A 13,093-nucleotide genomic window follows, 5' to 3' on the forward strand; every position below is an offset into this window, starting at 1 on the left:
GAAATTTGATTACTGCAAAAAGCTACTTTAGTGGAGCCGGCGGAATGGATTTAGGAATGTTGGAAGCTGGAATTGATGTTCTTGAATCATTTGAAATTGATAAAATCGCTTGTGAAACTTTAAGAATGAATTTTAACCATAAAATAAATGAAACGGATATTACAAAGATAACAGTTTTGGATCAGCAGGACGCAGATGTTTACATTGGAACTTTCCCTTGTACCAAATATAGCAGGATTGCAGATATTCACGGAACTAGAACAGGTGATGATTTATTCTTACATTTTTTCCGTCATGTCGCTTTAGCGCAGCCAGAAGTATATATCGTTGAAAATGTTCCAGGAATGAAGAAGTTTCAAGTTGTAATGGAATGTCTCACTAGATTACCAAATTATTATGTGCGGGTTGAATGTCCTGTAAATGCAAATATGTGGCTTCCACAAGAAAGAAAAAGATTGATCGTAATTGGTACTAAAAAACCATTTAATAATTTGCGTTATCCGGAAAGCAATCCAATAAGAATGAAGGACATTATTGATATAGGCGCAGAAGTTTACACTCCTGATTACGTTCAAAAGCGATTAAACGGAGCTTACAGGGACAAGCCAATAATAACTGATTTAGATGGAATTGCTCCAACTTGCGTTGCTCATTATGCAAAGGATAGGTCCACTAGGCTTATCAATGATGGTGTATCAATAAGGCCGTATTCAGTTAGAGAATATGCTAGATTACAAGGATTTCCTGATTGGTTTCAATTCGCTGGAACTGATAATGATGCCTATAGACAAATTGGAAATGCTGTAGCCCGTCATATGGGGCAATGGGTAGGGAATGAAATTAAGCGATATTTTGCTGCATAGTACGAAGTTAATGCTTAGTTTGGATAGTAATATTGTAGTTTTGGTTCATTAAAAATCTAATTTGGATAATAAATTGGAGGTTTTGGATAATGGAAAAAGTTTGTAATGAATGCAAGGGTGAGGGCTATTTTTCTAACGAACGAGGAACCGATTGGCAAGAATGTGAAAAGTGTTTAGGTGAAGGTACTGTTGCATAGTACGAAGATTATTTGGCACAAAGGAGTTGGATATTTTGGATAAAGATTGTTATGTAAATATAAAATCCGAATTAATCGAAGCAGAGTTTATAGGAGTTTTTCAATATTCAAATGTTATACCGCCTTCTCCAATGATAGGCGGCCATCCAGGTGGAGTAATTGCATATCCAATAGCTGTAGTAAAGTTTAACGGAAAACTAAAGGAAGTTAAGTTATCGGATATTACATTTAAAATTTAAGTGTTACTTGTCTTGAATCAAGCTTCGCAGAAGGAGGAGTAAATATTGAATGCTGGAGAACAATTAATATCGGATGTAACAGCTTATATATCAGAATTAGTGCCTATTCATATAGATAAAGTTAAGAATAAATTGTCAGCCATTCTAGCAAAATATCAGGTTAAAAAGGTGGAGCAGAATGAAGTTCATCCTGACTTAACAGAAAAAGTTGAACTCTTCCTATCTGCGAAGAAGCTTGAGGGTTTGAGCCCTATTTCACTAGATAGTTATCAAATTGAATTAAGAACTTTCTCCAATAAAATTAAAAAACGAGTAGAGGATATTACAACAGCAGACATTCGTGTTTTTCTCGGAAGTTTCGAACATTTAAAACTAAGCTCAATTTCTAAAAAGCTTTCAGTTTTAAAAAGTTTTTTCGGATGGTTAACCGCAGAAGAATTTATACAACGTGATCCAACAACAAAAATTAAACCGCCGAAAAAGGAGAAACGTCTTCCAAAAGCATTAAATATTGAAGAGTTAGAGTTGTTAAGAGAATCATGCAAGACAAATAGACAACGAGCATTTCTGGAGATTTTATATGCTACTGGCTGCCGGCTCTCAGAAGTATACGCATTAAATAAATCGGATATTAATTATCGAACAGCTAGTTGTCGTGTCATTGGTAAAGGAAATAAAGAACGTGAAGTCTATTTCAGTCCAAAAGCTATGTATCACTTGAGAAAGTACTTAATGAACAGAACTGATAATGAAGAAGCTCTTATGATAACAGAGCGTAAACCATACCGTAGATTATCAAAAAGAGGTATCCAAAGAGAAATAGGTAAGATTGCTCAACAAGCTAGTTTAGACAAGAAAATAAGTCCACATACTCTAAGACATACCTTTGCAACACTAACATTAAACAATGGTGCAGATATTGCAGCTGTACAAGCATTGCTTGGACATGAGGACCCATCAACTACTCAAATTTATGCTCAATTAACTGAAGAAAAGAAACGTGAACAGCATAAAAAATATCTAGTTATGTAAATGGGTGTCTATGGTTATTTGAAATTAAAAATATACAAAGGGAGATATAAAAATGACAACAACAAAATTAAATGTCTTATTCAAGAAAATGCAAAAGGATGATAAGAAGGAAGTTTTAATGTTTCATGTATTAAGTGATGAATTACCGCATGCTGATGAGCTTTTAAAAATGCCAGGTACTATCACAGTGTTAGAAATTGCTGAAAGTGAAATAGAACCTATTGCAGCTGAATTTGCTAACATTCAACGTGATAGTAAAAAGACGGTCCTTAAATTTAATGTAAATGCAGATAGCAAAGGCAAAATCGATAAATTTTATCCATTTGCAGGTTCTAACGTAGATTTACTTATCAAGCCTTCTCAAATGACAATTGAAGAATTTTATGAAAAACCACATGAAGGATTGGAATACAAAGTAAATAATGATGGAACCGCGGATGTAGCTCCTGGGCAACTTGAATTAGTGAAGTAATATTAATTGCCCTAAGAATTGTCTTGGGGCTCCAATTATTCCACCGTACAGGAGGGGTCGACGAGTGGGAAGACAATTAACATTTAAGCTTCCAGAGATAGATAGAAAAAAAACTCAGGAAAATGTCGAAGCCGCCATCGAGACATATCGTATGTATTTGCTTACTGTTCCTGAAGAAATTCTTCCTAAAGTAACAACATCATTTTCTCTAATTCCTCCTACTTATACAAATGCATTTCATTCATCCACTGAAGATGCTGCTATTGCTAGAGTTGATGAAGAACGCGCTCGTATAGAGTATATCGAGAATTTCCGAAAGGCTGTAAACAGGTTAAGTAAAAAAGAACGTGAAGCTTTAATTCTCAGATATTTAGGAGAGGAAGAATTATTTGATTATGAAGTGTACAACCAATTAGGCATGAGTGAGTCTTATTACCATAACAAATTCAAACCTAGAATATTTTACAAATTAGCCTTAGCTCTAAGAATTGAAGTATATAAAAAGAAGGTGGATCAGTAATGGCCTATGCGAAATCAGAGCAAGAAACAGTTTTAGTCTTTGATTATGATCAGAATGTGTGGAGGGCCTACTCAACGGTTCCTAAACATATTCGAAAATTAATGAGCATTGCTGATATGGAAATTGTAGAAACAGAGGATGATAGACCGATAGCAATTAAAGGTATATTAACTGACAAACAAGTTTCTATGAAAAAACCTAGAGTCTACACTGAAAAACAAAGAGAGGAATTGCAACAGAGGGGCAAAATACTAGCAAGTAAAAAGGTATAGTTTTCGTAAGGAAAACAGAAGGAAAATGAAAAGAATTTAGAATGAGCATTTGGTTTTAAATGTGGTAAATTTATATCATAGGAAATTTGATAAGGCGGCATTCATTACTAATGAGTAGTGGGTGTCGTTTTTTAATTACTCCATACCTGGTTATGGAATATGATAAGCCTATTCTATAACTTTGCTTCCTCCTTTACAGGCTTAGTGATCTCAGCTAATAAGGTATGGATCGGGACGGTTTGCCATTCACCGAAATAAGAATGGTTTAATAAAGGGAATTCCTTACTTTTATCGAATTTAGTAGAAGAAAGTGAGGAGATATTATGACCACAGTAATTTCTTTATCAAACGAATACTGTTCAATAATAATTACTGATAATCGAGAAAATTATGGATGTCTAGGAGAATTAGGATATGAGGATGGTAGAACAAAGTTAATTAATATCCCTGATATGGGTTGGGTTTGTGGAGCTGGCTTAGCTGATTTTCTAGACTTGTTAAAAGATACTCTATCAAAATCAAAAATTACTACAACAGATGATATTGAATCAGTTTATAAGAAGGTTATCTCGGAATATAAAAATAATAACAATGATTTTGAGGAAGATATCAAATCAAGTGTTATGATTGCTTCCTGGATAGGTTTTGATGGAGAGGATATTTTTTTTAGAACAGGAACAATGTCTGAAAAACATTTTGAAAAAAATCTTTATTGCATTGGAGAAAATTACATTAATATTGTTTATCCTGGTGATTATCTAAATGAACTTGATAAAGTAGAAGAATTAGAAAATAAATTTGAATTAAATGTTGAAGAAAAAGATTTCTTTACAATATTGAATTATTTATTAAAAATATTTAATTATATATCTAATAATTCAAATACAGTAAGCACAACTTGCGATATTGGAATTCAAATACTTCAAGCAGATGGGATATATAAATTAAAGATTAGTGGAGAAGTTGAAGAACTTATCTCATTAATAGAAACAGATAATATCGGCAGTAAAATTGAAATAATAAGCGTCATGGCATCCAGTTAATTGGGTGTCTTTTTATTTTGTCAGAAAGGTGATGAGATATATGAAATTGGCTGTTCATTTGGATAAAGATACAAGAAAGAAGTTGGAGAAAATGGGGAAGAAAAAGAAACCTCCATCTAATAAAAAGAAACCGCCTAAGAAAAAGTGTAAGGAAGAAAAGATTAATTGGCCGGATATCATGGGAATGAATCGCGACATATTTAAGCGTGGTAAAGGTGGTGCCATTAGAAGGAAATGAAAATGGATAAAGAGTTAATAAGGTCATTACTTCTTCAATTAAAAAACGGTTTATCTGTCGATTATTGTAATGATGTCGTTGCTTATCATTTTAACCTAATCCAACAAGCAGGATGGATTGATGGAGATGTGTTGTATTTAGATGGTAAACCGTATGGTCATATGAAACTGAATTGGAATGGTCATGAAGTTGCGGATTTATTAAGCAATAAAGATAAGTGGGAGCAGCTAAAGGCGAAAGGTTATCTGGAATTATCTTTTAATATTATTATCGATTTAATGAAGGACGATAGTTAAATGCCTGAATACAAAACGCAGCAACAAAAGAAAGCTTTCTATAAGTCAGCGGCATGGCAATCGTTGCGTCAAAAGGTATTAGAACGTGACAATTATGAATGCCAGGAATGTAAACGGCAAGGGAAAGTATATACAGATAATCATGATCCAGATAAGCATAAGCGTTTAGACGTGGACCATTTAAAAGAGATTGAACAATATCCTGAGCTTGCTTTGGAGATTGATAACTGTGAGGTCAAATGTGTTCGCTGTCATAACAAGAAGCACAAACGATTTTCATATAAACAAAACCGGTGGGAGCATGACGAGAGGTGGTAAAGGTATGAATGAATATGTAAAACAAATGGTTAAGGCGAGACTAGAGTTTTTGGAGATGGAAGAAAGAGAAATTGTTGATAACATCAGCCATATTAAAGACCAGTTAAATAAGCAAGAAGAAAAATTAAAAGTTCTTCGTGAAGAGAAAGCAGCATTGCAAAGTCAATAGCCCCCCCGGGTCAAAAGTTTTGAAAAAATTTTTTTCGCCTGGGAACGGGCATGGGCTCAACTGTCGAGATTTTCAGAGATAAATTTCACGTAAGGGGGGGTGGGAACAATGCCCTGTTAACATTTCAAAGCTTCAAAAACAACTAATGAGCCGGATTGATACAGATGATCTTGTGGAAGTTGAAAAGGTCGAGCGATATATCAGCTTGGTTAAATTAAATAAACAATTGGACAAGGACATAAAAAAAGAAGGAGCCACGGTTGTTACGGAAAATGGCTCACAACGATTTGTGAAAAGCCATCCAGCCGTTAATGACAAAATGAAAGTAAATGCACAACTGTTGGCTATTGAAAAATCTTTTAATTTTATTAGCGAAGGTACCACCTCATCTTCTGGTGAAAATCAATATTCGGAAGCTGACTTAATTTGAAAATTAATAAATACGTTGAAGAATATATTCATCTCTGGAAATCTGGAAAGATAAAACTAAATAAAGAACGAATCATGCTCATTGAATATTTACAAGAGCATGTATTGAGTCGTGACGATCTCTATTTTGATGACGAAATGATTGAGAACTGTATCCGGTTTGGAGAGAAGTGGTATTTTCCACTTGCTCCATTTCAAAAGTTCTTAATTGCATTCGTCTTTTTATTTTATAAGAAAAATAATCGTGTCTTTTATAGAAAACATTTGTGGATGTTAGGTCGTGGCGGTGGGAAAAATGGTTTAATCTCCGTCATTACTCATTTTTTAATCAGTCCACTTCATGGTGTGAAAGAGTATCACATTTCTATTGTTGCTAACTCTGAAGACCAGGCTAAAACATCGTTTGATGAAACTTACAATGTTATTGGTCGTTCTGGACCATTAAAAGCGATGTTTAGACGTACCAAGACGCAAATAACATCAAAGAAAACAGATGCTATTTTGAAGTTTAGAACATCAAATGGTGAAACAAAAGACGGCTTACGAGATGGAGCAGTTGTATTTGATGAAATCCACCAGTATGAATCGAATAAAGATGTTCGCGTTCATATCAGCGGTCTTGGTAAAAAGCAACCTCCACGGGAATTTTATATTGGTACAGACGGATATGTTCGAGATGGGTTCTTAGATAAAACGAAAGAGAAGGCAATGAAAGTCTTGCAAGGTGAAGCTAGACCAAATGCTATATTCCCTTTCATTTGTAAATTGGATAAAGAAAGCGAAGTTGATGACCCAGACAATTGGGAAAAATCAAATCCAATGTTAAGTAAACCACGAAGCAATTATGCTCAGGGCTTATTTGACACGATTAGTGAAGAATATGAGGATTTGGAAGACGATCCTTCCAACCGTGAAGAATTCATGACTAAACGTATGAATTTGCCAGTAACCGACCTTGAGCGTTCCGTTGCTAAATGGGAAGAAATATTGGCTACTAACCAACCAATGCCGGACTTATTATACAAGGAATGTATTGGATGTCTGGACTTTGCTAGCATCCGTGATTTTGCTGCATGTGGGCTTTTATTTAAGCATGAAGGAAAATATCCTTTTATAACTCACTCTTTCGTTCGTAAGGAGTTCGTGGACAAGTATTATGGATATTCAAAAAAAGTGGATGATGAAGTAGCAAGAAAGCAGAAATTTGCCCCTATACGTGAATGGGAAGAAAAGGGTTTTCTCACCGTTTTGGATGGGGAAACTATTCAACCTCAAAAAATAGTAGATTGGTTTGTTGAAAAACGAAAATATTACAATATCAAAAAGATTATAGGCGATAATTTCCGAATGGAAATATTAAAGCCGTTATTTGAAGCAGCAGGATTCGAGGTCGAAGTTATTCGAAATCCAAGAGCAATTCACAGTTTGTTAGCCCCACGTGTGGAAACAGGGTTTGCTAATCAGTTATTTATATTTGGCGATAATCCTCTAATGCGTTGGTATACAAATAACGTCCTTGTTGTAATCAAAAAGGATGGAAACAAAGAATATCAAAAGAAAGAGCCTGTTCGCCGTAAAACTGACGGTTTCCAGGCATTTGTGTGTGGTCTTTACCGGGTTGAGGAAATAAATGATATGAATTTTGATGATGCACTGGATGCGTTAGATGCATTGAACTTTTAGGGAGGGGGTGATTATGTAAATGGGATGGCTAAGTGATGTATTGAAAAGAAATAGCGAATTGGAATGGATGTTTGATTTAGATCTTCTTTATGAGACATCCCAACGAGCGTATTTAAAAAAGTTGGCTTTGGAAACATGTATTAACTTTATTGGCCGTACCATTAGTCAATCAGATTTTCGCTTTATGGAAAATGGCAAGCGACAGTTAAACGATTGGCATTATCTTTTGAATGTACGCCCTAACACGGATCAATCGGCAGCAGATTTTTGGCAAAAGTTTACGTATGAATTGATCTATGAAAACGAAGTCTTAGTAATTTTAACTGATACGAACGATTTATTAATTGCAGATAGTTTTACCAGGGATGAATATGCCGTTTATCCGGATGTTTTTCGCGATGTAACTGTTAAAGATTATACTTTTCAACGCACATTCAAAATGGACGAAGTTATTTATCTAACCTATAACAATGAAAAACTAACTTCCTTCATGGATGGCATGTTTGATGATTATGCAAATCTATTTAGCAGAATGATAGAAGTGAGTCTTCGGAAAAATCAAATCCGTGGAATGGTTAGTATGGATTCCACATTGGATCTTACTGAAAAAAACAGAACCAAGTTACAAAACTTTATTGATAAGTTGTTTAATTCTTTTAGAAATAATTCAGTTGCACTTGTTCCAAAACTAAAAGGCTTTGATTATGAAGAAGTTTATAGTGGAGAGAACAATGGTCAATCTGTTGATGAACTTACAAAATTAAAGAAATCTCTCATTGATGATGTGGCAAATATCTTAGGTATTCCCAACGCTTTAATTCATGGCGATTTATCAGATTATGAGACTAGCATTAAAGCATATGTAAAGTTCTGTACAGGTCCATTTGTTAAAAAGATAAAAGATGAGTTGAATAACAAAATAATTAATAAAAAGGATTACTTAAATGGATCTAAGGTTGAAGTCTATGGTGTTACAGAAAAAGATTTAATTGATAATGCTGAAGCAGTAGACAAGCTCGTTGCTTCCGGAGCCTTTACACGAAATGAGGTGAGGGAATTGTTTGGTGCGGAACGTTCGGATAATCCGGAGTTAGATAAATTTGTTATTACGAAAAATTATCAGTCTGCTAGTGCTGTTGAAGGAGGTGAGAATGGATAATGAAACGACGATTTAATTTCAAAAATCAGCAGTATAATAAGCAACTGGAAAGTATTCCTCATAATTTTTCGGTCACTCACGATAATGAAAAAGGTGAAACAAATCTCACAATTTATGGGGACATCGGTGAATCTTGGTGGTGGGAATCAACATCAGCATCTGATGTTGACAATGCTTTAAAGGAAGCCGGTTCAAACAATATCGTAGTTAACCTTAATTCACCTGGGGGAGATGCATTTGACGGAATAGCGATTTATAACCGTTTGAAAAATCATCCTGGAAAAGTCACTATTTATATTGACGGTTGGGCTTGTTCTGCAGCATCTGTTATTGCAATGGCAGGTGATGAAGTTATCATGGGCGCAGGCGCTATGATGATGATTCACGAGGCATCTAATATTGTTTGGGGAAACAAAAATGATTTCCGTAAACAAGCAGATTTACTAGAAAAATTGGAAGATGGGATTATTGATATCTATATGCAAAAAGCAAATGTTAGCCGTGAAGAAATTCGTCAAAAGGTTGACGATGAAACTTGGTTTAGTGCGAATGACGCGTTAGAAATCGGGTTTGCTACTTCAACTGCTACATCAACAACTGTGGAAGGCAGTGACGATGAGATCACCCAGCTCAAAGCACAAATGCAAGCTATGCAAAATGAATTAGAACAATTTAAAAATCAACAAACAAAAGTGCCGTCTAATGAAAAACGACGACGCTTTTTTTAATTCCTAAAACTGGAGGTAATCATAAATGACGATAAAATTAAAAGGTAAAATGGAAAATTTTGAAGCAAAAAAACAAGCTTATATGAACTTGGTGAAAGCGGAAGATACAAAAATGGAGGATCTTTCTGCTGCTTTTGATGATATGTTTAGTTCTCTTGTAGAAGACTTAACGGAAAAAATATCAGCAGAAGCCCGGAATGAAGTACATGATGCACAAATCTTAGCTGCACGTGGTCAAAATGTATTAACTTCAGAAGAACGTAAATTTTTCAATGCTGTTGTTCAGGATGGTGGATTTAAAGAAGATACTATTCTGCCTGTCACAACACAGGAACGTGTTTTTGAGGATTTAGTTTCAGAACATCCACTACTAGATGCAATTGGTCTTCAAGATTTAGGGGCAGTTACACGTTTTATCTATTCTGACCCTACTAAATCATATGCCTGGGGTGCATTGTTCGGAGAAATTAAGGGACAAATCAATGCTGCATTCCGCGAAGAACAAATTGGTCAATTAAAGCTCACAGCGTTCGCAGCTATTCCTAAGGATATGCTAGATCTTGGACCAGAATGGGTTGAGCGATATGTTCGTACATTGTTAGTTGAATCTTACTCTGTAGGTTTAGAGTACGGATTAGTAAATGGACGTGGTCCTGCTCAAAATGAACCGATTGGTTTAATGAAAAATGTTAATAAGGATACTGGTGCAGTAACAGATAAAACTTCTTCTGGAACATTAACCTTTGCTCCTTCTGAATATGGTCAAACTGTAGCTGGAGAATTACACGATGTTATTAAGTCTTTATCCACTGACGCCAAAGATAAAGCTCGCAAAGTTTTAAACAAAGTAGTAATGGTTGTTAACCCTATTGATGCAATTAGTGTTCAAGCTCGTAATACCATTCAAACTGCAAACGGACAGTGGGTTACAGCATTGCCATATAATATCCAAGTCATTGAGTCAGAGGAAATCCCAGAAAAGAAAGCCTTATTCTTTGTTAAAGGAACATACCTTGCTGCGGTTGCTGGTGGCTATAAAACAAATAAATTCGATCAGACTTTAGCCATTGAAGATGCTATGCTTTACACAATTAAACAATTTGCAAATGGTAAGCCAAAGGACAACAAAACTGCCCTTGTTTATGACTTGGATATTAGTTTTTCTGCCCAAACTCCAACTGTTTAATGAAAGGATGATTAAATATGCCATATAAAGTAATTAATAGATTTAGAGATAAAGATAATAACAATATTCTTTATCGAGAAGGTGATCAGTATCCTGTGGAAGGCTATGAGGCTTCTAATGAACGAATTCAAGAATTATCAACTGAACATCCATTGCATAAAAAAGTCTTTATTGAAAAAGTAGAAACTGAAGATGATAAAGTTACTCGAGAAGCAAAAGAGACAGAAGAAAGAGCTGCCATTAGAGCTGAATTAGAAACTATGGGTGTATCAGTTCATCCAAATACTGGACTTGAAAAGCTAAAAGAAAAGCTTGAAGAAGCTAAAGCAGAGAAAAAAACTGAGGAGTGATGTGAATGGACATCACAGATGATATTTTAAAAGAATTTAAGGAAAGGATGCACTTGGGGGATGAGGAAGACGATAACCTAAGACGCATCCTTTCTGCGTCTATTGTGGCTTTAAATAAAGCTTGTGGCGATTACAAAATCGATACTGATGAAGACTTTAAAGAGCTCGTATTCGAGCGTTCTCGCTACGTTTATAATGATGCCTTAGAATTCTTTACTACAAATTTCATAACTGAGATTAATAATCTAAGGTTAGGAAAAGCCCTTGAGGAAATTGTATTAGAGGTTGATTCTGATGCAGCCATTTAAATATAACCCCAATTTTAATTCGGGATCATTCAGACATAGGATTACTTTTCTAAAGCCGGAAACAATCGAAGATGAACTTGGACAAAAAGAAACAGAATGGGTTGAATATAAAAAAGCCTGGGCGATGATCAAAACCGTAAAAGGTTCTGAATATATTTCTTCCGGATCTGAACAAGCTACAATAATCTCTCGTTTCATCATCCACTACACAGAGGGTATAACAGTCATAATGAGGATTGATTTTAATGGTCGTATCTTTGATATTATCGAACCTCCAATAAATGATGATGAAGCTAATAAGACGCTCACTATCTTAGCAAAGGAGCGTGTATAGCATGACTACAAGTATTAACAACCTAGCAAATGAGATAGCTAGACAATTAGCCTTATATACTTCAGAGGTTGCGGAGAAAGTGGAAGCAATTAAAGAAGATGTTACTAAAGAAGCCGTAACTCTTTTAAAGGAAAAGAGTCCTAAAAACACAGGGGATTATGCGAAAAGCTGGGCGAAGAAAAAGGTTGGAAAAAATATTGTTATATATAATCGTAAATACCAACTTACACATCTCTTAGAAAAAGGTCATGTGAAGCGTGAAGGAGGAAGAGTAGCGGCAAAGATTCATATTCGTCCAGTAGAAGAAATGATTGTGGAGGAATATGTGAATAGAGTGGAAAGGGTGCTTAGACAATGAATCTAGCAGAATTTAAGAAGATTATTGATCAAATCGGTTTTCCGGTTACGTATTCCCATTTTACACCAACTACAGACAATCCGGTACCTCAACCACCTTACATCTGTTATCTTGTGGATGGAAATCCTAACTTTATTGCAGATAACAAGGTTTTTTACAAAATAACAGATGTAACAATTGAGCTCTATACATTAAAAAAGGATTTAGCTGCTGAAGCTAAAATAGAAAAAGTCCTTGATGATCATGAGATTCCTTATGTTTCATATGGGACTTTTATAGAATCTGAAAAACTATTTCAAATAATTTATGAAGTGAGGTTGATTTAGAATGGCAGAAAATAAAGTTCTATTTGGATTAACAAACGTCCATTATGCGGTCATTACTGAAGGAACAGATGGGAAAATCACTTATTCTACGCCTGTAGCAATTCCAGGAGCTGTTGAACTATCCACGGATCCTGCAGGTGAAACATCTAGCTTTTTTGCAGATAACATGGTTTATTATGAAGCTTCAGCCAATCAAGGCTATGAGGGTACGGTTAATATTGCTAAATTGCCGCAATCATTCCGAATTGACGTTTTAGGAGAAACTCTTGTCAATGGTGGACTAGCTGAATCGGCAAATGCTAAGCCAAAGAAAATTGCTTTACTCTTTGAAATTGATGGTGATAAGAAAGCTGATCGCTTTGTTTACTATAATGTATCAGTTTCTCGACCTGGAACATCTTCTAAAACAAAAGAAGATTCTACTGAAGTAAATACCACAGAACTGAGCTTTAAAGCAACACCACGAGCTGATGGATGGATTAAATGGGTTACGGGCGCTGAGACTCCACAGGATATTTACGATAATTTCTATAAATCTGTTGTGGAACCTGTTGACACACCATCGGCTTAATG

22 protein-coding genes are annotated in these 13,093 nt (G+C 35.1%); all 22 read left to right on the plus strand.

Annotated elements, in window-relative coordinates; translation table 11 throughout:
• Window positions 1-5: 5 nt before the first annotated feature.
• The 22 genes from NSQ59_RS07375 (at window position 6) to NSQ59_RS07480 (ending at window position 13,091) form a co-directional block, all read left to right on the plus strand.
• Window positions 6-863, plus strand: a complete 858-nt coding sequence (locus NSQ59_RS07375; RefSeq protein WP_340830466.1) for a DNA cytosine methyltransferase — start codon at window positions 6-8, stop codon at window positions 861-863.
• A 232-nt stretch (window positions 864-1,095) separates the two neighbouring features.
• Complete coding sequence (locus NSQ59_RS07380) at window positions 1,096-1,299, plus strand: hypothetical protein (protein WP_340830469.1); 204 nt, start codon at window positions 1,096-1,098, stop codon at window positions 1,297-1,299.
• 45 nt (window positions 1,300-1,344) lie between these two features.
• Window positions 1,345-2,331, plus strand: coding sequence for a site-specific tyrosine recombinase/integron integrase (gene xerA, locus NSQ59_RS07385; protein ID WP_340830471.1), 987 nt, complete (start codon window positions 1,345-1,347; stop codon window positions 2,329-2,331).
• 52 nt (window positions 2,332-2,383) lie between these two features.
• Window positions 2,384-2,803 carry a hypothetical protein gene (locus NSQ59_RS07390; RefSeq protein WP_340830473.1) on the plus strand — a complete coding sequence of 140 codons (420 nt, stop codon included), beginning with the start codon at window positions 2,384-2,386 and terminating at the stop codon, window positions 2,801-2,803.
• 64 nt (window positions 2,804-2,867) lie between these two features.
• Window positions 2,868-3,323 carry an ArpU family phage packaging/lysis transcriptional regulator gene (locus NSQ59_RS07395; protein ID WP_340830475.1) on the plus strand — a complete coding sequence of 152 codons (456 nt, stop codon included), beginning with the start codon at window positions 2,868-2,870 and terminating at the stop codon, window positions 3,321-3,323.
• Window positions 3,323-3,595, plus strand: a complete 273-nt coding sequence (locus NSQ59_RS07400) for a hypothetical protein (RefSeq protein WP_340830477.1) — start codon at window positions 3,323-3,325, stop codon at window positions 3,593-3,595. Before NSQ59_RS07395 ends, NSQ59_RS07400 begins: the two co-directional genes overlap by 1 nt.
• 323 nt (window positions 3,596-3,918) lie before the next feature.
• Window positions 3,919-4,638 carry a hypothetical protein gene (locus NSQ59_RS07405; protein ID WP_340830478.1) on the plus strand — a complete coding sequence of 240 codons (720 nt, stop codon included), beginning with the start codon at window positions 3,919-3,921 and terminating at the stop codon, window positions 4,636-4,638.
• Window positions 4,639-4,678: 40 nt separating this feature from the next.
• Window positions 4,679-4,876 (plus strand): hypothetical protein, encoded by a 198-nt coding sequence (locus NSQ59_RS07410; RefSeq protein WP_340830479.1) that lies wholly within the window; start codon window positions 4,679-4,681, stop codon window positions 4,874-4,876.
• Window positions 4,877-4,878: 2 nt separating this feature from the next.
• The gene (locus NSQ59_RS07415) at window positions 4,879-5,172 is read left to right on the plus strand and encodes a DUF2513 domain-containing protein (protein WP_340830481.1); all 294 of its coding nucleotides are present in this window, start codon (window positions 4,879-4,881) and stop codon (window positions 5,170-5,172) included.
• Window positions 5,173-5,490 (plus strand): HNH endonuclease, encoded by a 318-nt coding sequence (locus NSQ59_RS07420; RefSeq protein WP_340830483.1) that lies wholly within the window; start codon window positions 5,173-5,175, stop codon window positions 5,488-5,490.
• A 4-nt stretch (window positions 5,491-5,494) separates the two neighbouring features.
• The gene (locus NSQ59_RS07425) at window positions 5,495-5,659 is read left to right on the plus strand and encodes a hypothetical protein (RefSeq protein WP_340830485.1); all 165 of its coding nucleotides are present in this window, start codon (window positions 5,495-5,497) and stop codon (window positions 5,657-5,659) included.
• 145 nt (window positions 5,660-5,804) lie between these two features.
• A complete protein-coding gene (locus NSQ59_RS07430; protein ID WP_340830488.1) occupies window positions 5,805-6,089 on the plus strand; it encodes a P27 family phage terminase small subunit in 285 nt (94 codons plus the stop codon).
• A 74-nt stretch (window positions 6,090-6,163) separates the two neighbouring features.
• Window positions 6,164-7,771: a terminase TerL endonuclease subunit gene (locus tag NSQ59_RS07435; RefSeq protein ID WP_445669237.1), complete on the plus strand. Its 1,608-nt coding sequence runs from the start codon at window positions 6,164-6,166 to the stop codon at window positions 7,769-7,771.
• 19 nt (window positions 7,772-7,790) lie between these two features.
• Window positions 7,791-8,930, plus strand: coding sequence for a phage portal protein (locus NSQ59_RS07440; RefSeq protein WP_340830491.1), 1,140 nt, complete (start codon window positions 7,791-7,793; stop codon window positions 8,928-8,930).
• Complete coding sequence (locus NSQ59_RS07445; protein ID WP_340830493.1) at window positions 8,930-9,658, plus strand: head maturation protease, ClpP-related; 729 nt, start codon at window positions 8,930-8,932, stop codon at window positions 9,656-9,658. The genes NSQ59_RS07440 and NSQ59_RS07445 overlap by 1 nt, the downstream gene beginning before the upstream one ends.
• Before the next feature lie 25 nt (window positions 9,659-9,683).
• On the plus strand, window positions 9,684-10,844 hold the full coding sequence (locus NSQ59_RS07450; RefSeq protein WP_340830494.1) for a phage major capsid protein: 1,161 nt from the start codon (window positions 9,684-9,686) through the stop codon (window positions 10,842-10,844).
• Between the two features lie 17 nt (window positions 10,845-10,861).
• A complete protein-coding gene (locus NSQ59_RS07455) occupies window positions 10,862-11,194 on the plus strand; it encodes a hypothetical protein (protein WP_340830495.1) in 333 nt (110 codons plus the stop codon).
• Between the two features lie 5 nt (window positions 11,195-11,199).
• Window positions 11,200-11,502 (plus strand): hypothetical protein, encoded by a 303-nt coding sequence (locus NSQ59_RS07460; RefSeq protein ID WP_340830497.1) that lies wholly within the window; start codon window positions 11,200-11,202, stop codon window positions 11,500-11,502.
• The gene (locus NSQ59_RS07465; protein ID WP_340830499.1) at window positions 11,489-11,836 is read left to right on the plus strand and encodes a phage head closure protein; all 348 of its coding nucleotides are present in this window, start codon (window positions 11,489-11,491) and stop codon (window positions 11,834-11,836) included. The genes NSQ59_RS07460 and NSQ59_RS07465 overlap by 14 nt, the downstream gene beginning before the upstream one ends.
• A gap of 1 nt (window position 11,837) precedes the next feature.
• Entirely contained in the window at window positions 11,838-12,194 is a 357-nt protein-coding gene (locus NSQ59_RS07470; protein WP_340830501.1) for an HK97 gp10 family phage protein, read from the plus strand.
• On the plus strand, window positions 12,191-12,520 hold the full coding sequence (locus NSQ59_RS07475; protein WP_340830503.1) for a hypothetical protein: 330 nt from the start codon (window positions 12,191-12,193) through the stop codon (window positions 12,518-12,520). The genes NSQ59_RS07470 and NSQ59_RS07475 overlap by 4 nt, the downstream gene beginning before the upstream one ends.
• A gap of 1 nt (window position 12,521) precedes the next feature.
• The gene (locus tag NSQ59_RS07480; protein WP_340830505.1) at window positions 12,522-13,091 is read left to right on the plus strand and encodes a major tail protein; all 570 of its coding nucleotides are present in this window, start codon (window positions 12,522-12,524) and stop codon (window positions 13,089-13,091) included.
• Window positions 13,092-13,093: the final 2 nt, after the last annotated feature.

It is taken from the genome of Margalitia sp. FSL K6-0131, assembly GCF_038008735.1.
Taxonomy (GTDB): Bacteria; Bacillota; Bacilli; order Bacillales; family Bacillaceae_C; genus Margalitia; species Margalitia shackletonii.